Annotated in this window: 26 protein-coding genes; 15 read left to right on the top strand and 11 right to left on the bottom strand. The window is 46.5% G+C overall.

Going from position 1 to position 25,201, the window contains the following annotated elements:
* Positions 1 to 59 precede the first annotated feature (59 nt).
* The 3 genes from EK374_RS19005 to EK374_RS18995 all read right to left on the bottom strand — a co-directional run bounded on the left by EK374_RS19005 (position 60) and on the right by EK374_RS18995 (position 2,573).
* Positions 60 to 1,466 (bottom strand): diguanylate cyclase, encoded by a 1,407-nt coding sequence (locus EK374_RS19005; protein ID WP_164731915.1) that lies wholly within the window; start codon positions 1,464 to 1,466, stop codon positions 60 to 62.
* Between the two features lie 203 nt (positions 1,467 to 1,669).
* The gene (locus tag EK374_RS19000; RefSeq protein ID WP_127026100.1) at positions 1,670 to 2,206 is read right to left on the bottom strand and encodes a glycine zipper 2TM domain-containing protein; all 537 of its coding nucleotides are present in this window, start codon (positions 2,204 to 2,206) and stop codon (positions 1,670 to 1,672) included.
* Between the two features lie 106 nt (positions 2,207 to 2,312).
* Complete coding sequence (locus tag EK374_RS18995) at positions 2,313 to 2,573, bottom strand: GNAT family N-acetyltransferase (protein WP_127026099.1); 261 nt, start codon at positions 2,571 to 2,573, stop codon at positions 2,313 to 2,315.
* 77 nt (positions 2,574 to 2,650) lie between these two features.
* On the opposite strand from EK374_RS18995, the gene EK374_RS18990 reads away from it, so the two are divergent.
* A complete protein-coding gene (locus EK374_RS18990) occupies positions 2,651 to 3,400 on the top strand; it encodes a substrate-binding periplasmic protein (RefSeq protein WP_127026098.1) in 750 nt (249 codons plus the stop codon).
* A gap of 269 nt (positions 3,401 to 3,669) precedes the next feature.
* Here the strand turns inward: EK374_RS18990 and EK374_RS18985 are convergent, their stop codons facing one another.
* On the bottom strand, positions 3,670 to 5,010 hold the full coding sequence (locus EK374_RS18985; protein WP_127026097.1) for an NAD(P)/FAD-dependent oxidoreductase: 1,341 nt from the start codon (positions 5,008 to 5,010) through the stop codon (positions 3,670 to 3,672).
* 90 nt (positions 5,011 to 5,100) lie between these two features.
* On the opposite strand from EK374_RS18985, the gene EK374_RS18980 reads away from it, so the two are divergent.
* Positions 5,101 to 5,667 carry a GNAT family N-acetyltransferase gene (locus EK374_RS18980; RefSeq protein ID WP_127026096.1) on the top strand — a complete coding sequence of 189 codons (567 nt, stop codon included), beginning with the start codon at positions 5,101 to 5,103 and terminating at the stop codon, positions 5,665 to 5,667.
* A 137-nt stretch (positions 5,668 to 5,804) separates the two neighbouring features.
* On the opposite strand, the gene EK374_RS18975 is transcribed toward EK374_RS18980, so the two are convergent.
* Positions 5,805 to 6,068, bottom strand: coding sequence for a hypothetical protein (locus EK374_RS18975; protein ID WP_053423112.1), 264 nt, complete (start codon positions 6,066 to 6,068; stop codon positions 5,805 to 5,807).
* Positions 6,069 to 6,235: 167 nt separating this feature from the next.
* On the opposite strand from EK374_RS18975, the gene EK374_RS18970 reads away from it, so the two are divergent.
* The 10 genes from EK374_RS18970 to EK374_RS18925 all read left to right on the top strand — a co-directional run bounded on the left by EK374_RS18970 (position 6,236) and on the right by EK374_RS18925 (position 15,811).
* Positions 6,236 to 7,480: an NRAMP family divalent metal transporter gene (locus tag EK374_RS18970; protein WP_127026095.1), complete on the top strand. Its 1,245-nt coding sequence runs from the start codon at positions 6,236 to 6,238 to the stop codon at positions 7,478 to 7,480.
* Positions 7,481 to 7,785: 305 nt separating this feature from the next.
* Positions 7,786 to 7,929, top strand: coding sequence for a hypothetical protein (locus tag EK374_RS18965; RefSeq protein WP_206099242.1), 144 nt, complete (start codon positions 7,786 to 7,788; stop codon positions 7,927 to 7,929).
* A gap of 225 nt (positions 7,930 to 8,154) precedes the next feature.
* Positions 8,155 to 9,297, top strand: a complete 1,143-nt coding sequence (locus tag EK374_RS21105) for a methyl-accepting chemotaxis protein (protein ID WP_127026094.1) — start codon at positions 8,155 to 8,157, stop codon at positions 9,295 to 9,297.
* Between the two features lie 12 nt (positions 9,298 to 9,309).
* Positions 9,310 to 9,675 carry a response regulator gene (locus EK374_RS18955; RefSeq protein WP_233280285.1) on the top strand — a complete coding sequence of 122 codons (366 nt, stop codon included), beginning with the start codon at positions 9,310 to 9,312 and terminating at the stop codon, positions 9,673 to 9,675.
* 9 nt (positions 9,676 to 9,684) lie between these two features.
* A complete protein-coding gene (locus tag EK374_RS18950; protein WP_127026092.1) occupies positions 9,685 to 9,990 on the top strand; it encodes an STAS domain-containing protein in 306 nt (101 codons plus the stop codon).
* A gap of 12 nt (positions 9,991 to 10,002) precedes the next feature.
* Positions 10,003 to 12,090, top strand: coding sequence for a chemotaxis protein CheA (locus tag EK374_RS18945; RefSeq protein WP_127026091.1), 2,088 nt, complete (start codon positions 10,003 to 10,005; stop codon positions 12,088 to 12,090).
* Complete coding sequence (locus EK374_RS18940; protein WP_127026090.1) at positions 12,078 to 12,614, top strand: chemotaxis protein CheW; 537 nt, start codon at positions 12,078 to 12,080, stop codon at positions 12,612 to 12,614. The genes EK374_RS18945 and EK374_RS18940 overlap by 13 nt, the downstream gene beginning before the upstream one ends.
* 29 nt (positions 12,615 to 12,643) lie before the next feature.
* Positions 12,644 to 13,513 carry a CheR family methyltransferase gene (locus EK374_RS18935; protein ID WP_127026089.1) on the top strand — a complete coding sequence of 290 codons (870 nt, stop codon included), beginning with the start codon at positions 12,644 to 12,646 and terminating at the stop codon, positions 13,511 to 13,513.
* A gap of 16 nt (positions 13,514 to 13,529) precedes the next feature.
* The gene (locus EK374_RS18930) at positions 13,530 to 14,588 is read left to right on the top strand and encodes a protein-glutamate methylesterase/protein-glutamine glutaminase (RefSeq protein WP_127026088.1); all 1,059 of its coding nucleotides are present in this window, start codon (positions 13,530 to 13,532) and stop codon (positions 14,586 to 14,588) included.
* Between the two features lie 11 nt (positions 14,589 to 14,599).
* A complete protein-coding gene (locus tag EK374_RS18925; protein ID WP_127026087.1) occupies positions 14,600 to 15,811 on the top strand; it encodes an EAL domain-containing response regulator in 1,212 nt (403 codons plus the stop codon).
* Here the strand turns inward: EK374_RS18925 and EK374_RS18920 are convergent, their stop codons facing one another.
* The 5 genes from EK374_RS18920 to EK374_RS18900 form a co-directional block, all read right to left on the bottom strand.
* A complete protein-coding gene (locus EK374_RS18920) occupies positions 15,812 to 16,315 on the bottom strand; it encodes a chemotaxis protein CheD (protein ID WP_127026086.1) in 504 nt (167 codons plus the stop codon).
* A 65-nt stretch (positions 16,316 to 16,380) separates the two neighbouring features.
* The gene (locus EK374_RS18915; protein ID WP_127026085.1) at positions 16,381 to 18,003 is read right to left on the bottom strand and encodes a methyl-accepting chemotaxis protein; all 1,623 of its coding nucleotides are present in this window, start codon (positions 18,001 to 18,003) and stop codon (positions 16,381 to 16,383) included.
* Positions 18,004 to 18,164: 161 nt separating this feature from the next.
* Positions 18,165 to 18,530, bottom strand: a complete 366-nt coding sequence (locus EK374_RS18910; protein WP_127026084.1) for a response regulator — start codon at positions 18,528 to 18,530, stop codon at positions 18,165 to 18,167.
* A 119-nt stretch (positions 18,531 to 18,649) separates the two neighbouring features.
* The gene (gene ilvN, locus EK374_RS18905; protein ID WP_127026083.1) at positions 18,650 to 19,141 is read right to left on the bottom strand and encodes an acetolactate synthase small subunit; all 492 of its coding nucleotides are present in this window, start codon (positions 19,139 to 19,141) and stop codon (positions 18,650 to 18,652) included.
* Between the two features lies 1 nt (position 19,142).
* Entirely contained in the window at positions 19,143 to 20,882 is a 1,740-nt protein-coding gene (locus EK374_RS18900) for an acetolactate synthase 3 large subunit (protein WP_127026082.1), read from the bottom strand.
* 621 nt (positions 20,883 to 21,503) lie between these two features.
* Between EK374_RS18900 and EK374_RS18895 the strand changes: the two genes are divergently transcribed.
* From EK374_RS18895 to EK374_RS18885, 3 genes are read left to right on the top strand one after another with little or no spacing between them, the layout of a single operon-like run.
* Positions 21,504 to 22,349 (top strand): tetratricopeptide repeat protein, encoded by an 846-nt coding sequence (locus EK374_RS18895; RefSeq protein ID WP_127026081.1) that lies wholly within the window; start codon positions 21,504 to 21,506, stop codon positions 22,347 to 22,349.
* Between the two features lie 23 nt (positions 22,350 to 22,372).
* Entirely contained in the window at positions 22,373 to 23,626 is a 1,254-nt protein-coding gene (locus EK374_RS18890) for a S1 family peptidase (RefSeq protein ID WP_127026080.1), read from the top strand.
* The gene (locus EK374_RS18885) at positions 23,617 to 24,594 is read left to right on the top strand and encodes an FHA domain-containing protein (protein ID WP_127026079.1); all 978 of its coding nucleotides are present in this window, start codon (positions 23,617 to 23,619) and stop codon (positions 24,592 to 24,594) included. The genes EK374_RS18890 and EK374_RS18885 overlap by 10 nt, the downstream gene beginning before the upstream one ends.
* 69 nt (positions 24,595 to 24,663) lie before the next feature.
* Here the strand turns inward: EK374_RS18885 and EK374_RS18880 are convergent, their stop codons facing one another.
* Positions 24,664 to 25,059 carry a response regulator gene (locus EK374_RS18880; protein WP_127026078.1) on the bottom strand — a complete coding sequence of 132 codons (396 nt, stop codon included), beginning with the start codon at positions 25,057 to 25,059 and terminating at the stop codon, positions 24,664 to 24,666.
* Positions 25,060 to 25,201: the final 142 nt, after the last annotated feature.

Genomic DNA, 25,201 nt, shown 5'->3' with positions numbered 1-25,201 from the left:
ACTGGATGCCGAACTGGACGTGATTAAAATCCGGACTCATGTAGTCATGAGCGAGTGGATTAATAATCTGGGCTAGTGGGGACAGTCGCCTCAGAGCGAACTGCGCAATTGCGGCCAGCATCTTTGGCCTGATACAACGCCTGATCGGCCAGCTCGACTAAGCTTCTGCTGTCCATTGTGGCAGGTGGTATGTCGCAGTACCAACCAATACTGACAGTGCAGCGGCCCCGTTGATGGTTTAGTCGGACCTGATGCTGTTCAAGGCGCTGGAGAAAATCTTCCAGTAATTGCTGCATAGTTTCTGCATCACTACCGACACTGACTAAAATAAACTCCTCGCCACCATATCGCACCAATAAGTCGTCTTTGCGTTGAAACTGACTCTGGCATAGCTCCGCGAAGTCTTTTAAGCACTGATCACCGAAGTTATGCCCTAGTGTGTCATTGATATCTTTAAAATGATCCAAATCCATCATCGCCAGCGTTAGTGGCAGTTGCTGTCGCTGACACAAAGCCAAAGCCTGTTGCACCCTGGGTTCAAAATATTGCCTGTTGTACAAGCCCGTTAAAGGGTCATGCTGGCTGAGTTGTTCCAGCCTTGTATTGGCTTCAATCAGAGCCAAATTGAGTTTTTTTAGCTTCAGGTAACTGATACTGACCACAGATATCAGCAAGACAAACGCCAGTAGCATTTGCCAGAACAATTCATAGTCAAACCCCTGCTCGTAACGAATGGCCAGCCAACGATTGTTGATGTGTTGCTTTTGTTCCGGGCTGATCTGCAGTAATAACTTGTCAAAAATCTCCAGCAGCATGGGGTCATCGTTCCTGCAGGCCAGACTGAGCAGCGTGTCCTCGGCTAATCGCCCTGCTATTTTCAGGTTGGTGATGGAGTTTTGCTGCAGGCTATAACTAATGCTGCCCATATTGCCGAGCATACCGTACAAATGGCCTGACTGAACCTGCAACAGTCCTTGTTCGTAATCATGAAAAGGTACCAGTTGTAATTTAGGGTAACGTTGCTGATAAAGCTCAAGGGTGCCAAAGCCAGCCCTTATGCCAACAGGAGAAGAAGTTGGAATATCAGCTACCGAGCGGATAAAGGCTTTGTCTTTGGTGGTGACTACGACATTAGGTACTTCCAGATAAGCTTTGGTAAAGATCAGGTATTCAAGGCGGGAAGGGGTGGGCATGGCCAGAGTAAGCAAATCACAGTGCCTGTCTTTGGCCGCCTGCAACGATGCTGGCCAGTCGGCGGTAGGGTATAACTCCAGTGGTACCGGCAGCATGCGTTGCAGCAGACGAATATACTCAGCTGAAATACCCGTATGTTTGCCTTGTTCAGACAGAGCTTCAAAAGGCAGCCAGTTGGGGTCTATGCAATAGGTAACTTTGCCTTTTTGTTTCAGGTGCGCAATCTGGGTGTCAGACAACAAGGATTCTGCTACTGCAGACCAGCTTGTCATCCAGAGACTCAGCAAAATAACAAAACCCGAACTTTTGAAGCGTACCGCTGACATGAGATAAACAGCCCAGTGTGATAGCACATGCTCTTTTAGCACCATAGGTCTGGTTTGGATAAGCCGCAAGGAAAACAGAAAAATATAAGGAGGTATTTCTAAAGTGGTACCGAATAGAAACAAAAATGCCCCAACAAGGGGCATTTTTCTTAGTTGGCGTTTGCCGTTAACAGCTGGCCATCTTTTACCGGAATACGTTCTGCCGGTTCTTCATCCATGCGGGTTTTGTGGACTTTACCGTCCAGCAGGTAAGTTACGTCGTAACCAACCACTCGTTGTTCTTTTTTCTGTACTGTTTTACAAACGCGACGTGTAGTGCTTTCTACATCCTTGTTTTGCATGTCGCTCTGCACTTGTTTACCGGCATAACCTCCGGCTGCAGCGCCAGCAACAGTCGCGATCTTTTTACCTGAACCGCCGCCTACCTGGTTACCCAGTACACCACCAACCACAGCACCTAAGACTGTACCTGCAATTTGATGCTGATCCTGTACAGCTTTTTTCTGCTGCACTATCTGATCGGTACATTGTTCAACCGGAACGTTGTAGCTTTCATACACTGCTTTGCTGGCCACTACTTCTGCATAGTCCGGTTTTTTGTCTAAATAACTGTAGCCTGCCACAGAACCTAAAGCAGTAACGGCGATACCACCTACTACTAAACCTGCAATTAGAGACTTGTTCATGTTGCACCTCAATTCACTGTTATAAAGTTCGATTGCCTTCGGCAATGAAGTTGACAACAGTGTAGGCGCGTCAAGCTGTACTCAAACTGAATCGTAAGAAAATGTTTCACGCCTTTAAAAATGGTTGCACATAAGAGCAACTGGCCTGCATTTCATAGCCTTGTTTTTTAGCCCAATCAATACCAGCTTCAACTAACTGCCGTGCTAAACCCTGGCCTCTGGCGCTCGGTGGAACATAAGTACGGTAAAAGTTGATTTTCCTGCTAATTGGGTCAAGGCTATATAAAAGTTCTGCCTGTTCGTTTAGCCACTGAATGACAAAGCGCTGCTGCGCAGGGGAATGTTGGATCTCAACTGATGGTGACATAAGGTGCTGCCTTTATTGGCTAAGGATCATCTTATTCAGACTAAACTTTTTCTAACGGCTGGCATAGAGGTAAGCGCATGAGATGGTTGTTGTTTTTATGTATCGCCTGTAGTTTTACTGCTCAAGCCAAAACAGAACTGACTATCCTGGTTGGGCTGGATAAACCTCCTTATATAGATTTAAACGACAGTTCAGGCTACGAGCTGGACTTGTTGCGTTTGTTGGCTCAAAAAATGGGCTATGACGCCGTGTTTTTACATGTGCCTAATGCCCGAATCAAAGACCTAATGTTGGATGGCCGGGCTGATATTGCGACTTTACAGAAACCCGATCCAACACAACAAAAGCTGTATTTTTCATTGCCTTACATCCGCTATCAGAATGTCGCTGCCAGTCTGGCATCAAAAAGTTTGCAACTTATGCAGTTAGAGCAACTGAAACCTTATTCTGTAGTGGCTTTTCATAATGCCCGCACTTTGTTAGGCCCGGAGTATCAACAACTGGTTCGTTTTGTGGTGAATTATCAGGAAGTGGCTAATCAGAGTCAGCAATTGCAAATGTTGCTGCTGGAGCGGTGTGATGTGGTGGTGATGGACAGGAATATTTTTTATTACTACGCCAAACTGGCAGGCCAGAGTATGCAGCCCTTTGATATAGCGCCTCTATTTTCGGCCAGTTTATACAGCGCGGCCTTTAAAAATGAACGGTTACGAAACAAGTTTGACAAGGCTCTGGCTGAAGTCCAGCAAGAGCCGGTTTTTACTCAGCTGCAGCTGAAGTATTTTTCTGAAGTGAATCAGCAGCTTCAGGAACCTGCGTTTCAGTAGCTTCGGTTTTCGCGACTTCAGTCTGAGTTTCTGCAGCTTTCTGTTTCAGCCGGATGGAGTTTTTCACCAGAATGTTTTTCTTTTGTTTGGCTCTTTTACTTATTTTCTTTTTTAACGCTTTGCTTGAACTCATGATGTCTTTTCTCACGCCGGATATGGCCGCTAGTTTACCTGACTCTGTTTATATACCCAAGAACTTGCTGCGGCTTCGGTAGGGGCAGGGCTTGTCCCTGCCCGTCTCGTGTCTAACCTGAACTATACGAAGAGGATTAGAACCAACGGTCTTTGACCATCCCATAATGAAAATAGCCCCACTGACCTAAACGCCGCAAAGCAGGTAGCGGAAATTTAGGTAGAGCACTCTGGTACAACGGAATGGTAGGCAAAGGGACTCCCATTAAACGTTCAGACAGTCGTTTGCCAGCCTGAACTGAAAAGGTCAGGCCGCTGCCGCAATACCCCATGCTGTACAACACATTGCCTTTATCATCGGCCTGCGCCAAATGAGGAATATCATCCAGCGTCATACAAATCCAGCCTGACCAGCTGTAGTCATAGGTTAATGAATGCAGAGCTGGAAAACTGAGTTTTAATACCTCAAGCAAACGCCTGGCGAAATAAGGATCTTCTGCGCCCTTACCAGTGATAGCGCCGCGGCCACCAAACAGAATTCTGTTGTCAGGTAATTTGCGGTAGTAATACTTCAACGCGCGGGTATCCATAATGACTTGCGAGGTTAAAAAGTTGCAGGCAGCCAGTTGGGCTTCAGATAAAGGTTCAGTGACAATAATTTGTGATAACACCGGCAAAGTTCGGGATTGCACACCGCTGTGCAGCAGCTTAGGTGTATAGCCATTGCTGGCAATCACCACCTTTTTCGCTCTGACATTGCCTTGTGGAGTGATTAAAAGCTGCTGTTCGCCGTCTTGTTGCCATTGGGTGACAGGGCTTGCACTATAAATTTTCGCGCCCGCTTTTTGCGCCAATTGCTGATAACCCCATGCCAGCTTTAATGGATTAACTCCAAAACCATCGTAAAAACGTAAGGCGGCATAGGCATGCTGGTCGGCAACAAATTTTTGCTGTAGCTCATCACGGCTGAACAGCTCCACCTGATAACCAAACTCTTTTTGTAACAAGCTGGCTTGTTGTTGCAGGGTTTTGATCATGGATGGCTTATGAGCCATGCGTAAGTAGCCAGCTTCTTGCTGGTCGCAGTCTATGCCTGTGTCGATCAGCGACTTGACGGTTTCAAGCCCGGCACAGAATTCGTTATAAATTCCGTGCATAGCGGCTTCGCCATACTGGGCTCTCATCACCGAATAGGGTTTTCGACCCGAGGATTTCAATACAAAACCTGCATTACGGCCACTGCACCCCCAGGCGGTTTGATTGGCTTCCAGCACCACGGCTTTGACACCATGTTCAGTCGCCAGATGATAAGCGCAGGATAAGCCGGTATAGCCAGCGCCAATAATAGCCACATCCACGGACAAATCCTGTTGGAGCTGGCCATTATCAGCAGGAGCAAAACCAGAATGATCTGCCCAATAGCTGTGTGGGTAAGGTTGGCCCTGGCCAGGATGGGGATCAATTAGCGGGTCGTACATCCATATTTCCTCTGGTTAGACGGGCCTATTGTATTGGATAGAGCTTTTGGCGATCATGGCAAGAAGCAGATAAAAAACCAAGAGCCTTTTATGCATTCTATAGCTATTCAGTACCGTCAGTTGCAGTTGCAGGATTATACCGCTTTGCTGCACTTGGCGAATCAGGTGCATGGTGATGGTTATCTGGATCAGCAGTCTCTGGCTTACTATCACCAGTTAAGTATTAAACAAGGTATAGATGCCAGCTTTGTTGCTTATGCGGATCAGCAATTGGTGGGTTTTCGTTTATGTTGGGCGGCCGGGCAGTGGCAACCAGATCAATGGTGCAGTACAGAACTCTGGCAAACCGCTGTGGCCGATACCAGTTACTTTAAATGCAATACCATAGCGCCACTCTGGCAGGGCCGCGGTATAGGCGGTGAGTTAATGAACCGCTCTATGGCAGCGTTAAAACAACAAGGTGCCAAAGCCGGTGTGGCGCATTTATGGCGGCAAAGTCCGGGCAATGCGGCGGTAAAGTACTTCAGTAAACAAGGTGGACAGCTGGTAAAAATCCATCTGGATAAGTGGCGGGAGGATAGTCATAACGGTTATGAATGTGTGCGTTGTGGTTTTGATTGTCGCTGTGAAGCAGCCGAGATGATCATCTATTTCTGAAAATCCTGCGTCCTTGGCGCTGCAGCGGCGTTGACTGCCTGCTCTTATAATAGATAGCTCGCCCCAGTCACATAGGACAACTATGCTCCTAGGGGCTCATTCGCTTGTCGCCTTGCTGCAACAAGAAAATCTGCAGATTATTCCGTCACCCAAGGCATTTCTGGTAACAAGGCCAGATGTTCGATGTAGCGCTGCAGATTAAATGTTTCGTTGCGTTCAATCACCGCTTCCATTTCCGGTGCTAAAGCACAAGCCATTAATTCGAGAGCATCTTCTCTGCTATGACCTGTCATGCATAACCGCATCAGGGTTTCTTTCACTTGTTTTGGATTATTATCGGCCAGCTGGTTTTCCAGCACTTCAAAAATAATTTCCTGATCGACTAAGGGTTCCTGGCTCATAAGGGTATTTTCCAGATGCATTGATTTATGCGCGCAGCATGCCAGAGCCTAAGCCAAGCGGCAAGCCGAAGGACCGACCTCTGAAGTTTTTACTCTGGCCTGATGGTGTTCCGCTTTGGCTTTGGCTAAGCTGGGCCACGGCTTTTTAAACATAAAAACAAAAACTTATGCAACAGGGATATTCATCAAACTGGCACAGCAGGCTAAAAGCTTTAGGGCCGGGAGTTTTATTGGCTACGGCTGCCATTGGTGGCTCACATATTGTTGCTTCCACTCAGGCAGGTGCTTTGTTTGGCTGGCAACTGGCAGTGCTGATTTTGCTGGTGAACGTGCTGAAATACCCCTTTTTCCGCTTTGGTGTGGAATACAGCCTGCAAAGCGGTGAAACCTTACTGGAAGGTTATAAAAAACAAGGTCGGGGTTATTTATTCAGTTTTGTCTGGCTGAATTTGATAGCTGCGGTGGTTAATACCGCAGGGGTCTTATTACTGACCGCCAGTTTGTTGCAGTTTTTTATGCCGGTGCAGTTATCACTGACCGTTCTTTGTTTGATCTTGTTGGCGGTTTGTTTGCTGATTTTATTGGCAGGCCAATACAAGTTACTCGACAAGGTGTCTAAATGGGTAATGGTGCTGCTGACCATCACTACAGTGGCTGCCGCTATTATTGCCTTCAACAAAGGCCCAACAGCAGCAGCCGATTTTGTTGGCCCTTCACCCTGGCAGTTGATGTATTTAGGTTTTTTGGTGGCGTTGATGGGCTGGATGCCTGCTCCTATTGAAATTTCGGCTATTAATTCGTTGTGGCTAAAAGCCAAGCAACAGCATACCCCTGTCAATAAACAGGATGGTTTGTTTGATTTTAACTTAGGCTATTGGAGTACTACTGCACTGGCATTGGTGTTTTTATCGCTGGGTGCTTTGGTGCAATATGGCTCGGATCAGAAAGTTGAATTAGCTGGTGCTGCTTATACCAGCCAGTTTGTTGCTATGTATGCCAGCACTATAGGCGACTGGTCAAAGCTGTTGGTGGCTTTAGTCGCCTTTCTTTGTATGTTTGGTACCACGCTGACGGTGCTGGATGGATATGCCCGCACTATTAATGAATCTTTTCAACTCTTGGGTTGGCAAAAAGCTGAACGAAAACATAGCTATAACTACTGGCTGCTGGCACAAGCAGCTTCGGGGATGGCTGTGATTTTGTTTTTTAAATCTGCGCTTGGGCCCATGTTGACCTTTGCGATGAGTCTGGCTTTTGTGACTACTCCGGTTTTTGCCTGGCTAAATTACCGCCTGATGCGGGGCCAGCAAAAACATCTGATGCAACCCTGGATCCGCTTGTTATCCTGGCTAGGCCTGATTTATTTGTTCAGCTTTTCACTATTGTTTATCTGGTGGTATCTGAGTAAATAAAAATATCTATCTAATCAACTGCTTAATGGGTGGTCGCAGAAATCCGTTTGTGCTGGATTAAACTGCTCTGTAGTCTCGATTTCAGAGATCGGTTTAAACCGGTAGCAAAGCAAAAACACACAAGCTTCCCACGCTAAAACAACAACCTCTACATCAACAACTTTAGAAGTATAAATGATGAACGCATTGGAATTTGTGGGCAGCTTTGTGCTGTAATTGGCCGTTATTCTGGTCGCAGCCCAAATCTTTGGTTATCTGGCCTGCTATGGCCAGACATACAACAACAGATATTTCCTGCTGAGACTATGCCTGCTTTATTTTCCATTATGGTGCTGATGGCCATAGTCACCACGCTTATGGCGACACCGCTGTTTGAGCCGGTCTATGGGCGGCATATGAAAAAAACTCAACAACAAAAACCAGTGTTGGAAGCTCGCGAAGCCAATTAGTTTTTTAACAAGGGAACAGAGAGCAGCAGATCTCTATTCCCTGTTATGTTCATCCACTGTATCTATGTTGAAATACCCGCCCCGCTTCTTTTACTACTTGAGCAGTCTTAAGCTCACAATTCTATAACTTAAAGAAAATTAACAATTTTTTCTGCGAATTAATGGCAAAAAAACCAGCAGGATCCATACTTCTCTGGCGTCTCTTTGTAACTTTGGAACTGGCTAATGGACAAAAGGTTAATTCCTCCGCTGTGCATCATTTTATTTATTTTGGTGTTGGTCAGCCAATGGCTGAACTATTCATCTATTGGCGGGGCAATCTTCAGCACTCTGTTGTGCCTGGTTGGTGCGGCCTTATTGTGGTTGTCTTTTTCTGCAGCAGAGCCCAAAACAGAACAAATCCGGCAGGAACAAGTGCCGGAACTGCGGCCTTTTAGCCAAAATCTGCTGCAGTTACTTAGTCAGGTGTTGCCGATGTGGGTGAAACAATCGGAGTTGGTCAAAGAACAAACCGAAGCCGGAGTAGTGCATCTGAATCATAAGTTTGCTGACCTGCTCAGTGTGTTGGGATCGGGGCCAGGTAAAGGAGCTGCGCACAATGAGCAGATGCTGGTTGCAATGATTAAAGAGTCTGAACGTAAGCTGCTGGCGATGACACAGCAATTAAATCAGGCTCAGCAAAACCGCCACAAGATGCTGACTGACATTCAGGAACTTGCCAAAGTGACAGACAATTTGCAAGCCATGACCAGTGAAGTGGGCGATATAGCCGCTCAAACTAATTTGTTGGCACTCAATGCGGCTATCGAAGCAGCCAGAGCGGGTGAAAGTGGTCGGGGTTTTGCTGTGGTCGCGACCGAAGTTCGTGCTTTATCTAATCGTTCCAGCGAAGCTGGCCAAAAAATCCGCCAACGTGTGGCTGAAGTGACACAGGCTTTAACCAAAACAGTGGCAGATTCAGAGCAGCAAGTCGGTCACGAACAACAGCTTATTCAACAAACCGAACAAACCATCAGCAGTGTGCTCAGCGACTACGAAGGTGCAGTGCAGGGCATCAGTGATTCCAATCATCAAATGCAGCTACAGGCAGAGCATGTGCAGCAGCAACTATCTGATGTGGTGATGCATTTACAGTTTCAGGACAGAGTCAGCCAAATCCTCAGCCACGTGATGGACGATATGAATAAGCTGAGTGACAACGCAAACCTGTTTGCGGCCCAGCTGGATGCGGGGCAGCTGCCCGATACTATTTCAGTACAGCAGTGGCTGGAAGGATTACGAAAAACCTATACCACGCTTGAGCAAGTGTCTGTGCATACGGGCGGTAAACAACACTCAGCGTCAGATGATGATATTACGTTTTTTTAGGGATGTGCAGTGATGAAAACCATACTAATTGTCGATGACTCAATCAGCATTCGTCAGGTCGTGGGCATGACCCTCAAAGCCAACGGTTTTGACGTGATTGAAGCAGTGGATGGCGTGGACGCGCTAAAGAAACTGACAGGGCAGAAAGTCCATCTAATTATTTCGGACGTGAATATGCCAAATATGGATGGCATTACCTTATTAAAGGAAATCAAGCAGTTACCAGCTTATCGTTTTACTCCTGTGGTGATGTTAACCACTGAAGGTGCAGAAGAGAAAAAAGAACAGGGGCGTGCTGCCGGAGCAAAAGCCTGGATTATCAAGCCATTTCGCCCTGAACAAATGTTGGTCGCCGTGAATAAACTTATTCTTCCTTAGGACTTCAACATGTCAGTACAAATTACTCCAAAAGCGGATTTTCTGGTGGTTGAATTTGGTCATGATCTGACCATTTTTACTGTTCGGGATTGTTATGAAGCCCTGAAAAAGCTTACCAGCATGACGATGGAGAAAGTGATTCTGGATTTATCCGCAGTGAACGACTTTGATTCTTCCGGTGTGCAGTTAGTACTGTGGGTGATGCAGCATCACAAAGACAAAAACTTTACCCTGACTCATAGCGAAAACCCGGCTGTTAGTCGGGTATTTCAGCTGTATTCACTGGATTTTACTTCTGACGCAGCAGCAATTTAGAAGGGGCACTCTATGGATATGTCAGAAGCGAAGTCGTTGTTTTTTGAGGAAGCCATGGGGTTGCTTGAGGCTATGGAGTCCTGCTTATTAGAAATTGAATCAGGTGAAGCGACAGTTGAGTCACATATTGATGCAATTTTCCGTGCAGCTCATACCATTAAAGGCTCTGCAGGTTTGTTTGGTTATGACCATATAGTGGCTTTTACTCATAGTGTGGAGAGTGTGCTGGATAAAGTCCGCTCTCGTGAGCTGGCCATGGATGAAACGCTGATTAATCTGTGTTTCGCCAGTCAGGACCACTTAACTACTATGGTTCGACAGTTACAGGACCCAGCCATTGAGCTTGATTTTCAGGCTGGCGAATTGTTGCTGGTGGCGTTAAATCGCTATCTGGATCCGTCGCCAGTAACTGTAGTTGACGAAGCTGAGCCTGCACAGAGCTCTGAGAACTGGTTGATAGATATTCAGTATGGTCCTGATGTGTTCCGTGATGGCATGGACCCTTTATCCCAATTAGGTTTTCTGTCGACGCTGGGTCAGTTGCAACAGGTCAGATTGCTGCCCCATTTTAAAGACGACTTTGACCCGGAAACCTGTTACTTGCAGCTTTTTATTGAACTGAATTCTGCCGTCAGTAAAAAAGAGTTGGAGGATGTGTTTGAATTTATTCAGGACAGCAGCAAAATTCAGATCACTGTGCCTGCCAAAATTAGCCAGCAGCTTGAGCAGCAAGCTGTGGTTGATGAAAAACTAGGAGCTTTGCTGGTACAGGCGGGGGCTGTGACTGAGCGTGAATTAGCCCAGGCCTTGCAGGTGCATAAAACGCAGGAAATTGCGTTGGGCGAAGCCTTAGTACAGCAAGGTGCTGTATCGAAAGACATAGTCAGTACAGCGTTGGACAAGCAAAAGTCTACCGAACATAAACGACCTGCTGATTTTCAGTTTCTGAAAGTGGAAGCGAAAAAACTGGATTTACTGATCAACCTGATTGGGGAGCTGGTAACGTCTGGTGCCGAGATGGACACGCTGTTATCTCATCTGGAAGATGACAAAATTACTGAGTCCTTTTCGATTTTAACCTCCTTGCTTGAACAGATCCGGGATGGTGCTCTGGGCCTGCGTATGGTGCAGATTGGCGAATCCTTCAGCCGTTTGCGCCGTATAGTCAGGGATGTCAGTAAAGAGCTGGATAAAGAGATCAATCTAATGATTGATGGTGCTGAAACCGAGCTGGATAAAACCATGGTCGAGAAGTTATCCGACCCTTTAATGCATATAGTGCGTAATGCGCTGGACCACGGCATAGAGCCAAAAGAGTTAAGGTTATACAAAGGCAAACCAGCGCAGGGGCAATTAAAATTGAGTGCCCGGCATGAAGCCGGTTCTGTCGTCATTGAAATTTCTGATGATGGAGCGGGTTTAAATCATCAGAAGATCCGGCAAAAAGCTATAGACAAAGGCATTATCAGCGCAGATCGGGAGTTGTCTGAGCAGGATATTTTTAAACTTATTTTTGAACCTGGTTTCTCCACTGCCGCAGCCGTGACTAATTTGTCAGGTCGTGGTGTAGGTATGGATGTGGTACGGCGTAATATCGAAGAGTTACGTGGTCAAATTCAGATTTTTTCGACGCTGGACCAAGGCACGACTTTCAGTATTCGTTTACCTCTGACGCTGGCTATTATTGATGGCTTCCTTGTCAGCGTGGCTGACGCCAAAATGGTATTGCCACTGAATATGGTTCAGGAATGCATTGAATTTCATCCATCTTTGCAAACCCATGGCCGGAATTATCTCGACCTGCGTGGTGAGGTGCTGCCTTTTATTCGTTTAAGAGATTTATTTAAGCTCTCCAAAGTGCCTTGTGGGCGGGAGAACATAGTGGTTGTGCAGTATGGCTCAGACCGGGCTGGCTTAGTGGTAGACAGTCTGCATGGTGAATTACAGGCGGTGATTAAACCCCTGAATTCGATGTTTAAATCCTTAAGGGGTATTGGCGGGTCAACCATTTTGGGCAGTGGTGATATAGGCTTGATCCTCGATATCCCGCAGTTAGTTCAGTTTGCCACCAATCTGGAGATGCAAACATGTCAACAGTAACAAACAGGCCGCAAGGCAATAATCTGATCAACGATTCATTGAAACGTGACGACCTGCACCCTGAGCATTACCTGACCTTTTTATTAAGAGACGAATACTTTGGCATCAGTATCAGTTCGGTGAAAGAAATTATTGAGTATGACAATGTCACTTCTATCCCGCTGATGCCGGACTTTGTCAAAGGTGTGCTGAATTTGCGTGGTGAAGTGGTCCCTGTGATTGATTTATCCATTCGCTTTAATAAGCCTGCGACCGAAGTGCAAAAAAGAACCTGCATTATCATTATGGAAATTCCATACGACGATCAAATAGTGACCTTGGGGGCCGTGGTCGATAGTGTCTGCGAAGTGATGGAAATTTCTGATAAAAGTATTGAATCCGCCCCGACTTTTGGCGCCAAGATCAGAGCGCAGTTTATCTTAGGTGTAGCCCATATAGACGAGCATTTTGTCATTTTATTAAGAGGAGACAGAGTGCTTTCTATTGATGAAATGGCCTCTATTATTGACAAAGTGCTTGAGTAATAAGGGGTTAGCCATCGGAGGCAGACGCAGTGAGCAGCACTCAACCTAAAGCATTTATTGATCCAGCCGAGCTAAACCGGGCTATTCCGTTGTCTGATCAGGAGTTTTATCAGATCCGTGATTGGCTCAGAGGCCAGTCCGGTATTCACCTGGCCGATATCAAAAAAAGCATGGTAGTAGGGCGCTTACAAAAACGTTTGAAAGCACTGCAGATCCCAACTTTTGCTGCTTACCTTAAATTGATCCATCAGGCCGATCAAAACGCTGAGCGGCAAACCGCGGTGAATTTATTAACTACCAATGAAACCTACTTTTTCCGTGAAGAAAAACATTTCCAGTTTCTCGAACAACAGGTGCTTCCAGCGGTACAAAGCCGCGACAACTTTAAAGTCTGGAGTGCTGCTGCCTCTACTGGCGAAGAGGCGTATTCGATAGCGCTGACGCTTGGCCATTTATGGGGGCAGCAAAGTAGCTGGCAAGTCATGGGCACTGACATTAATACTGCGGTACTGCAAAGGGCACAAAAAGCTCTGTATCCCTTGGATGCCAAAGACAGGATACCGCTGCATCTGCTCAAAGCCTTTTGTTTAAGAGGCATAGGTCAGGAGACTGGCTGGTTAAAAATCAGCTCTGAAATCAGCTCGCATGTCAGTTTTATGCAGGCCAATCTTTTTAGCCTACAGATAAAACTACCTTTGTTTGATGTGGTTTTTTTACGTAATGTGCTGATTTATTTTGAATTAGAGGATAAGAAAAAAATTATCCAAAATGTGGTTCGGCAGTTAAAACCAGGCGGCTGGTTGCTGGTTGGGCACTCTGAGAGCATTCATGGCTATCACGATGATTTAAAGCAGCACAGGCCAAGCTGTTACCAGTATATGCCGGCCAGCAGGTCATAAATAAAAAGGTAGTCCAGTGGCAAAAATAAAAGTACTGATAGTGGATGATTCAGCCTTAGTTCGACAGGTGCTGAGTGGTTTGCTGGAAAAGGAAGCTGATATCGAAGTAATGGCTACGGCGCCGGATCCTATTTTTGCGATGAGCAAAATGAACAAAGAATGGCCGGATGTGATCACGCTGGACGTTGAAATGCCACGTATGGACGGTATCACTTTTTTAAAACAAATCATGGCAACCCGGCCTACACCAGTCTTAATTTGCAGTTCATTAACAGAAAAAGGTGCCGCAACCACGGTACAGGCGCTGGAAGCCGGTGCCGCCGGAATTTTTACTAAACCACAGTTAGGTGTAAAAGATTTTCTGATCAACAGTAAAGCCAGCTTTGCCGAAGCTATACGGGAAGTGGCAAAAATTAATACCAGAAACCTGAAGCATCAGCCAAAACCAGCTGCTAAGGCGATGCAAATGGCTGTGCCAGAACCTGCAGCTATAGCTATGGCCAAAACTACAGAAAAAGTGGTGGCTATTGGCACCTCCACTGGCGGTACTATTGCGCTTGAATATGTATTAAGCCGACTGGATACCGACTGTGAAGGCATAGTGATAGTGCAGCATATGCCGGAGAAATTCACCGCAGCTTTTGCTGAACGTTTAAATACACTGTGCGCTATTGAAGTGCGCGAAGCCAAACATGGTGACAGAGTCCGGCCAGGATTGGCACTAATAGCCCCAGGTGGGCAGCATATGAGCCTGATGCGTAACGGTGCTTATTATCATGTTTCAGTCAAACCTGGTCCTGCGGTAAACCGGCATTGCCCTTCTGTGGATGTGTTATTTCGCTCTGTGGCTAAAATTGCTGGTACCAATTCGATAGGCATTATTATGACTGGTATGGGTGATGATGGCGCTCGTGGTTTGTTGGAAATGAAAGAAAACGGCGCCCGCACTTTTGCTCAGGATGAAGAAAGTTGTGTGGTGTATGGCATGCCAAAAGAAGCGGTCAAACGTGGTGCGGCGGATCAACTGGTGGGGTTGGACAAAATACCTTCTGTCATTATGGCTTACAGTCGATAAGGAAAAGGTTTATGGCATCGCCCCGAGTATTAATTGTTGAAGACAGCCCTTGTCAGGCCGAGTATTTGTCTGTGCTGTGCCGCGCCTGTGGCATCAGCAAGCTGTCGACTGCAGAAAATGGCCGGGTTGCGCTGGAATTGATCGACAAAGCTGAAACCAGTTTTGATATTTTGATCTGTGATCTGGAAATGCCAGACTTAGACGGGATAGAGCTTATTCAATGGTTGGCAAAACGTAATACCTGCAGTGCTCTGATTATTGTCAGTAGCCGTGAGCAAAGCTTAATTTCGGCTGTTGAGCTGATGGCCGTCACCGAAGGTATTGATGTGCTGGGCAGCATTCAAAAACCTGTACCTCAAGGGGCTTTGGAAGCGCTGCTCAAAGACTACAGAGGCAAAGCTGTGGAGCGGACAAAAGGCGCTTGCTGTTTAAACTCGGCTTTGAGCTTACAAGAGTTGGAACAAGGCCTGGCTCAACATCAGTTTGAATTGCATTATCAGCCAAAAATTTGCATGGACAACGGCATGTTGCATGGGCTGGAAGCCTTGGTCCGATTTCGCCATCCAGCACGTGGTTTGCTTTATCCGGGCGACTTTATTGAGTTATGTGAACACAAGGGTCTGATTGACGCCTTGAGTTTTGAAGTGATCACTATGGCAATACAGCAACTGGTCGTCTGGAATCAGCAAGGTTTTGCTCCTCGTATTTCTGTCAACTTATCTGGTCGTTCTTTTAGCAACAGCGCTTTTACTCAGGATGTGATGAAGCTGCTTACTCAGGCCGCTATTGCACCTTCAGATTTAATTTTTGAAGTTACTGAAACTCAGGTGATAGGCAATATAGGTGAAGCATTGGCCTTTCTGAGCCGCTTGCGTTTGCATGGTTTTGGTTTGTCTATTGATGACTACGGCACAGGCTATTCTTCGGTTAAGCAACTGTCGCAAATTCCTTTTACCGAACTAAAAATGGATCGCAGTTTAATTGAAGGGGTAGCATCAAAATCTCATTTGCAGGTGATTTTTGAAAGTACCTTGTCGATGTGTAACAAACTGGGTATTGATCTGGTGGCTGAAGGTATAGAAAAACATAAAGACTGGGAGTATTTACGTAGCGCCGGTTGCCATGTGGCGCAGGGATATTATATTTCTCCGCCTATGCCAAGCTATGAAGTGGTGAATTGGGTACATGCAGGTATGCCTGCTTTACACGATAAAATGGCTTAGCTATTTTTTCTGTTGTAACGGCAACTGTCTGACCCAGACATCGCCACTCCACAAATCAAAAAATACGTTCCTGTGTCCAGTTCCACCTACATGTTCTGAAACAGAATTTAATCCCATGCGATGCAATAAGTCTTTCGCCATTTGAATGTTTTTGTAACCTACATCGGCTATGGTTCCTTGTTCGCCGCTAAACATACGGCCGCCACCAAAGATTTTTGCCTGAAATTGACTCAGTGGCAGACCCATATGACGGATATCTTCCCGCAATAACCAGAAGGCTTCTTCTGCATAACGGGCATCGGCCAGTTGATGGTTGATCGTTTTGAGCGACTCTTTACGTTTGGGCAGTAAGAAGTGACACATACCGCCTGTTTTAAACTTGGGGTGCCACAAAGTGACTGAAACACAAGAACCGAGTAAGGTTCGGATCCTGGTATTGGGATCATTGCTAAAGTAGTATTCTCCCGGCTGCAGCAGTATTTCGACATATTGTTTAGGTTGCATCTTTGCAACTCCTGCCGGCGGAAAGAGTACAGCTCAGCAGAACAACAATGCTGAGCTGTCTGAAGCTAAAAGCGGACAAAATCTCCATCTGCGTTGACGTTGTGATGCACCATGGCTTTTTTCGAAGGAGTCTTGTGCAATGGAGTGGAGCTGCGTGGTATCGAATCAGAGACTCCTGACACTTTGAAAAACGAAATCAGTTGCTGCAGCTGTTCTGCTTGACCACTCATCTCTTCTGCTGTTGCGGCCAACTCTTCACTGCTGGCTGCGTTTTGTTGAGTCACTTGATTCAGTTGCACCATAGCTGAGTTGATTTGTGTAGTGCCTGTGCTTTGTTCTTCACTGGCAGCGGTAATTTCCTGCACCAGCTCCGAGGTTTTATTGATGCCTGGTACTATTTCATCCAGCACTGCTCCTGCGCGTTCCGCCAGCGTGACACTACTTTTGGCCACTTCGCCAATTTCCTGAGCTGCCACCTGACTGCGTTCTGCCAGCTTGCGCACTTCGGCGGCTACTACTGCAAAGCCACGGCCATGTTCGCCCGCTCTGGCTGCCTCTATTGCAGCGTTTAATGCCAGCAAATTGGTTTGATAGGCAATGTCGTCAATAATGCCAATTTTGTCAGCGATGCTTTTCATGGCGGCTACCGTTTGGCGTACAGCCTGACCACCCTCATTGGCGTTTACTGCAGCTTTAGAGGCAATGCCTTCGGTAATTTTAGCGTTTTCCGTGTTCTGGCTGACGGATGCGCTCATTTCCTCCACTGAAGCAGAGGTTTCTTCTACACTGGCCGCCTGTTCGCTGGTTGCTTGTGACATATTTTGGGCTGTGGAGCTGACTTCTTCTGAAGCTGAAGATAAGTTATCTGCAGCGCTTCTGACCTCTCCCACTATTTGTGATAAACGAGCCACCATTTCACTGATAGCAAACAACATACTGGAAGAGTCACCAGCTTTTAGCTGCACTTTCATGGTTAAATCGCCGGCTGCGACTTTAGTGACTACATCTGCTGCATAAGCCGGCTCGCCACCAATTTGTTTCACTAGTCCACGCACTATGATCACAGCTACAGCTATGCCTAAAGCCACACTGACTAAAATCATTACACTGACAAATTGCTGGGCCGCAGCGTAAATCTCATCCCCTAAAGCACTGGCTTTTTCGCCACCTGCGACATTCAGTTCTACCAGTTTTAACAATGTTCCGGAAAAGTCATTAAATAGTTGCTGTGATTCACCGTTGAGCAAAGCGACTGCTTCCTGAGTTTTCAGGGCTGTGGATAGTGGGATCATCCTGTTATGTACTTCAAGGTATTGGCTAAACAGCTTATCGAAGTCTGCGAGCAGTTTGGCTTCTTCATCTGAAGACACTAGTTTTTCGTATTTATCTCTGCTGGTCTTTATGCGTTCCAGCAAAACAGCCATCTCTTTTTCATACAGCGCCATTTGTTCAGGCGTTTCTGCCAGTACATGATTCAGCTCAGCAATACGGTAATCTGAGGTGGCTGTATTTGTTTCGTGAATAAAGTTAATGCTTGGCATCCAGTTATTCGCAATATCAGTCGACTGGTCATTCACCTTACTCATTTCCGATAATGCGACCGCCCCCATAATGGCCATCAGCAGCAAGACGACAAAAAATCCTAAACCTAATTTAGTCGCTATTTTTAAATCACGAAACAGGTTCATATCTACTCCCGCAAGGTCGATTAAGGGTCATGAAGTAATGAATAACTAAGACTGTCTGAACAACACAACTGATAAAATCAGTAAAAGAAGCCTCTACAATACAAGCACAAGAATTTCGGCTGCGCCAGCAACTGAATAAGATAAAAATCAGTAAGTTATTTTCACCGAACTAATTTTGCGACTGCGTTGAGTAATTGAGTTGGGTGGAAAGGTTTGATTACCCAAGCCTTGGCGCCAATTTCATAGGCTTCGAGCTTTTTGTCTTCGGATTTTTCTGTGCTCAAAATAATGACTGGGGTGAATTTGTAGGCGGGAAGTTGTTTAATTTGTCTGATCAGCTCCAGGCCATCAGTGCCGGGCATATAAAGATCACAAAGAATAAGATGTATTTTCTGACCGTTCAGTAAGTCCAGTGCCTCAACGGCGTCTTCTGCTTCCAGAGTTTTATAACCAGCCTCTGTCAGCAATTGTCTGACCACATAACGTAACGAGCTGGAGTCATCAACGATCAACACTGTTTGTTGCATTGGAGTGCCGTGGCAGAAACTTATTAGTTTCAACTGTAATGCACTACAACAGAAAATGCGAATACTCAGGAAATACAGCAAGGAAAAGGACCACTGGGTTGTGGTCCTTGCAGTCTATTTCAGAGGCTTAAAGTACGTTCACCACGTGAAATGCCAGACACACCACTGCGTACTGTCTCCAGTATTTGTGTGCCGTTTAATGCCTGAATAAAGGCTTCCAGCTTCTCAGAGGTGCCTACTACCTGAATAGTGTAGGTACTAGCTGTGATATCAATAATCTGACCACGGAAGATATCAGCGCAGCGTTTCACTTCTTCGCGTTGCTCTGCCGTGGTTTTGACTTTAACCATCATCAGTTCACGTTCAATATGAGCCGATTCACTTAAATCGGCTAATTTCACCACTTCAATCAGTTTATGCAGCTGCTTGGTGATTTGTTCTATCACCTGATCGTCACCCCGGGTCACCAGCGTCAGACGGGAAATAGTCGGGTCTTCTGTCGCTGCTACGGTAAGCGAATCAATGTTATAACCGCGCTGAGCAAACAAGCCGACTACACGTGCTAAAGCGCCGGACTCGTTTTCCAGCAATACAGATAAAATATGCCGCATCTTAAGTCCGCTCCGTTTTGCTTAAAAACATTTCATTCATCGCCCCACCTGGTATTTGCATTGGATACACATGCTCGGTCGGGTCGACATGAATATCTAAAAACACCAGTTTGTCTTTGAGGGCAAAAGCGCGCTCTAACGCAGGCTCTAACTCTTCAGCTTTGGTCACGCGAATACCAACATGGCCATAAGCTTCGGCCAGCTTTACAAAGTCAGGCAAAGAATCCATATAAGAGCTGGAGTAGCGGCTGTCGTAGTTCATATCCTGCCACTGCTTCACCATGCCCAAATAACCGTTATTCAGGTTAATGATTTTGACGCCAAGGCCATATTGTTTGCAGGTGGACAGCTCCTGAATATTCATCTGAATAGAGCCTTCACCCGTCACACAGACCACTTCGGCATCAGGGTAATGCAGTTTGACGCCCATAGCAGCTGGTAAACCAAAGCCCATGGTGCCAAGGCCACCTGAGTTGATCCAGCGGTTCGGTTTATCAAACTTATAATACTGTGCAGCAAACATCTGGTGCTGGCCTACGTCTGACGTGACATAAGCATCGCCTTTGGTATGGCGGTGCACAGCTTCAATCACGGCCTGAGGTTTTAAATGCGATGCGCTGCTGTCATAACGGCCACCATGCACTTCACGCCATTGCTGTATTTGATGCCACCACTGACCTAAGGCGTCTTGATCCAGTTCGCCTTTGTTTTTCTCCAGTTGATGCAGCATTTCCTGCAATACAGGCTTCACTAAGCCCACAATAGGAATATGGGCATTGATGGTTTTGGAGATGCTGGCCGGGTCAATGTCGATATGAATAATGGTGGCGTTCGGGCAGAATTTTTTGGTGGCGTTGGTCACGCGATCGTCAAAACGCGCGCCTACGGCAAAAATCACATCGGCGTTATGCATTACCTGATTGGCTTCGTAACTGCCGTGCATGCCCAGCATACCAACAAACTGTGGATCGGAAGCCGGATAAGCACCTAAGCCCATTAAGGTATTGGTGACAGGTAAATTCAGCTTGCGGGCGAGCACTGTCAGTTCGTCTGAGGCCCGGCCTAAAATCACACCGCCACCTGCATACAGCACAGGTCTTTTCGCCGCTAATAAAGTGGTCAGGGCTTTTTTGATCTGGCCCGGATGGCCTTTAGCGTTCGGGTTATAAGAGCGCAGCTTGATCTCTTTTGGATACTCGTACGGGAATTTCTGACTCGGTATCGTCATATCCTTTGGAATATCCAATACCACAGGACCTGGCCGGCCGCTTTGCGCTATATAAAAGGCTTTTTTGACTAAATACGGAATATCTTCAGGCCGGCGCACCGACATATTGTGTTTCACAATAGGGCGGGAAATACCCAGCATATCGGTTTCCTGAAAGGCATCGTCGCCAATCAGATGGCTCATCACCTGACCACAGATCACCACCATAGGAATTGAATCCATATAAGCAGTAGCTATGCCGGTGACCGCATTTGTAGCACCAGGGCCGGACGTGACGAGCACTACACCAGCTTTGCCGCTTGCTCTTGCGTAGGCGTCCGCCATATGGGTCGCGGCTTGCTCATGGCGGACCAGGACGTGTTTCACCTGATGCTGTTGAAACATCGCATCATAAATGTGTAACACGGCACCGCCGGGGTAACCATAGACATACTCTACGCCTTCGTCAGCTAAGGCGCGGATCAGCATGGCTCCACCAGACAGCAGTTCTGGTTGGGTGTTTTGGCTTGTCATTATTTAGGTCTCATAGTTTGCACGTGCGAACCTTAAGCCCTATTGCGGGCGCAAAAAGGCTTAAAGCAAAAATCACCGCTCTGCTTACACAGAACAGCATTAATTTTCTTTTACGTGGACGGACAGAGTAAGGGGTCTGTCAAAACTATGTGCCTGTTATCCTTCGTACTTGAAGCCGCAGCTTTGTTGACCGCGTTCTCTCACCCCAGTCACATAGTGGTCTATGTTCCCGGGGATTCGTTCGCTTGTCGCCGCGCTGCAACTCCAATTACTTTGGATCGATAAGTGACTCAGTGGTCGTTTTTATATTTTATTTAGCAGGCTTGATGGCTAATTTAAGGGAAGACGTGTTGAAAGTCGACCGCTTTTTCTGGTCTGACCAAAAAAAGTCTCGCTGTAGCAGCGCAGCGATGATGGCCTGTTAGGGGGGAGGCTGAGAATACAAAATTCTCGGAATAAATTTGAATGTTGGGATGAATTACATAAACGCTTTAAAGGCTGCGTACCGTTACATCAACAATGCACAACCCCCGACTTGCAAATCTAAGGTGCCGGCCACATAGTGATGCAAAGCATTCCATAAAACCGGAGCTGTCCGGTTCGCATAAAAATAGGTGAGTTGTGTCCGCTAATATCAAGCCCGTTACGATAGAAAATGTCCGTGAACTGTTAGAGCAGTCTTTTACCCAGCCTGTGCTGTTTTATTTTTATTCTGAACGTAGCCCGGCTTGCTTGAATTTAGGCCCAGTATTGCAGCGTATAGCGCAAAGTTATCCGGATGCGCTGACATTAGCCGTTGTGGATTGTGATCAGGAACAGCAGCTTGCGGCCCATTTTGGTGTGCGTTCAGTGCCTACAGTGCTCTTTATCAAGGAAGGTCAGCCGGTTGATGGTTTTGCCGGCGAAGAACCAGAACAGGCTATTTTGCAGCGTTTAAGCGCATTTTTACCTAAACCTGAAGATCAGTTGTTGCAGCAGGCTATGCCTTTGCTGGAGCAACAAAACTGGACTGAAGCTTATCCATTGCTAAAACAAGCCAATGAACTGGCTGTTGAGCGAGTGGATATTCGCTTGCATCTGGCTTTAGTACAGGTAGAACTCGGTCAACTGGAAGCGGCAGAAAAAGCCCTGGCTACCGTATTAATGGCTGATCAGGATGCGTTGTATCAGAGTGTGAAAGCGCGTCTGGAATTAGCGCAACAAGCGGCCGACAGCCCAGAAGTAAAAGCGCTGGAGCAAGCGTTAGTGACTGATCCTGACAACAAAGAGCTGCAACAACAGCTGGCTGTGCAGTACCATCAGGTGCAACGTTCTGCCGAAGCTTTGGCATTGCTGTTTGAAATATTGAAGCAGGATCTGAACTTTGGTGAGGCGAAAAAGCTCTATCTGGATATTCTGGCCACTTTACCCAAAGGTGAGCCTTTAGCGTCCAGCTACAGACGTAAACTCTATAGCCTGTTGTATTAATTGCTGATTTGAAAGGACTCCCTATGCTGCAAAAAACATGGACCAGCTTATTATTGCTGGTTCTGTGCTGTTGCTCAGCCCCTTGTTACAGTGCTGCTGTCGCTGAAAAAGTATTTGCGGATTACGCCGATGCATTACTGCAAATTAAAGTGCTGGAGCATGCTTCTGGTGCTAAATCGGCCATAGGCAGTGGTTTTTTATTGGCCGAACCTAATCTGGTGGTCACCAACTACCATGTAGTGTCTGAAGCCGTGTTATTCCCACAGAAATACCAGCTGGAGTTTTTGGCGCAAAATCAGCAAAAAGGCAAACTCGAGATAGTGGCCGTTGATGTGGTGAACGATTTAGCTTTGCTAAAAACCGACTACAAGGCAGCCAAGAGTTTTCTGGTGCAACAGCAGGCTCCGGTGCAGGGGGCTGCTGTGTATTCGTTGGGAAACCCTCATGATTTAGGCTTAATAGTGGTTCCAGGTACCTACAACGGCCTGCAAAAACACAGTTTTTATCCCCGAATTCATTTTACAGGCGCTATTAACAGCGGCATGAGTGGTGGGCCTGCAGTGAATGAAACAGGTGAAGTGATTGGTGTCAATGTGGCATCAGCTGGCAATGATTTGGGATTTTTAGTACCGGCAGCTGCCTTGCAGAAGCTACTGGCGAAAGAGCCTGTTGCTGATCTGAAACAGGATATTCACCAGCAACTGATCAGTAACCAGCAGGCCATGTTTCAGCAAATTTTGCAGGCAGACTGGCAGCTGAAAAGCTTTGGCCCTGCCACAGTGCCGGACGAAATAGTGCCTTTTATCCGCTGCTGGGGCATGTCCAATGTGGAAAAAGACAAAGACGATGTCAAAAGAGTAAATGCCTTTTGTAATCAGCCGGAAGAAATCTTTTTGTCGTCAGAATTCAGTACAGGCCGCATTGAAATGCAGTTTGAGTGGGTTCAGGCTAAAGACTTGCATCCACTGCAGTTTTTCCGTCGCTATCAGCACAGCATTAATCAGATGAATGCTGACAACAGGGCTGGTGAAGACGATGTCACAGCTTTTTCTTGTCAAAACCAACTGATAAGCCCGGTAGAAGGTCAGCACGCCAAAGCCGTATTTTGTTTGAGAGCGTATCGAAACTATCCGCAACTTTTTGACGTGGCTTATATTTCAGCTTCTTTAGACCATCAGCAGCAAGGCGTGATCAGCCACTTCACTTTAGCAGGTGTTGATCAAAAAATGGCCTTAGAGTTCAGCCGTAAGTTTATTGGAGCTGTGGTATGGCAGTAATAGTGGAAGTGCTGAATAAGCAGCTAAAAGTCACAGAGCGGCATAAGTTTTTACAGCATCAGGTTAAATTAGGCCGGGCTTTTGACAACGATGTAATTTTATTTAACAAACATGTGTGTCCTTATCATGCTCAGTTGCAGCAAGACGAGGAAGGTCACTGGTGGCTGGAAGATTTAAGTTCAGTCAATGGCAGTTTTGTCTCAGCCCGAAAAGCTGTAGTTGCGAAAGAGCCATTACGTTCGGGAGAAGTCTGTTGGTTGGGTGAGCAAGCTCTGAGGTTATATGATGACGCGCATCCTGTGGCTGAAACTATACCCTTTAGCATTATAGGCCAAAGGTTACAGGCGATGGGGCACTGGGCCTTTATTCTGCTGTTTGCGTTGATATTAGCCGCTAATCAAGTGATCGAAATCTGGTTAACTCTTCCAAAACAGCTTGAGCATTTATGGGCGCTCCGGCTGCTGGAATTGCCGAAATCTTTACTGATGTTTTGTATCTGGCCCGCTATTCTGGCGCTATGGAGCCGGTTTAACCAACAGGAAAGTCATTTTCTGCCTCAATTAAGTCTGACCTATGCGGCACTAGCCTGCAGTTCAGTCTGGGCTGCATTTTGTTATTGGCTGGGCTTTAACCTGGACGGTTCTGCTGTTGCGCAGGTGCTCGAAGTACTGGGCTATACCCTGATCTTAGCGGCTTTGTTTAGTGGAAATTTATGGTTGGCGACTCACTGGTCAATCAAGGTTCAAACCTCTGTTGCTCTTGCTGTTGCTTTACTGGCGACATCAGGCCAGTGGGCTAGCTTGCTGACCCCTCCGTCACCTTTTGAACGCAGCTTGCAGTACGATTCACGTTTGTTGCCTTTGTCTTTTTATCTGGGACAAGGCAAAGATATGCAGCAGTACGAACAGGATTTGCAGCAGCTATTTGAGCAAGTGGAACAGAAACGACAAGAGGGTCATAAAGAATAAAAGGTCAGAGCTTCGGCTCTGCCTCTCCCATTCGATCATTCAGCTCAGATATCGGCAGTAGGATCAGAGTCAAGACTCTGATCCTTGCAGTTTCTGCCAGATGTCGCGAATTTGATCGGACAAGGTCATAGGATCAAAAGGTTTTACCACCACATCGGCGGCGCCTAAGGCTTTGTAGGATTCAATTTCGTTGGCTTGCACTTTAGCCGTCATAAACACCACAGGAATAGTGCTTAAGTCAAAATCGGCCTGCATTTTTTTTAAGGTGCTGGGACCATCCATTCCGGGCATCATTACATCCAGTAAAATCAGCTGCGGCTGAAAAGCATGAAAACCTTTTAGCGCCTCTTCACCACCACTGCAGGTTTCAACGGTAAATCCACCTACGACTTCCAATGCAACCTTGGCTACGGCCTGAATAGATGGATCATCTTCCACATGCATAATACGTTTGAGTTCTGTCACCTGAATATCTCTTTGTTCGGGTCATTATGTATTGGATTGAGTGTGCATTATTTTTAGCCTTGATGCCAGTTGAAGTCTGGCAATGCTGAACAAAATACTAAGCAAAAGCCGAAGCCGCTTTTGTTGTCTGCGGTGTTATAGT

This window comes from Rheinheimera mangrovi, from assembly GCF_003990335.1.
GTDB lineage: Bacteria > Pseudomonadota > Gammaproteobacteria > Enterobacterales > Alteromonadaceae > Pararheinheimera > Pararheinheimera mangrovi.
Note: the sequence above shows the minus strand (reverse complement) of the source record. Positions and strands in the feature narration are given on the sequence as shown.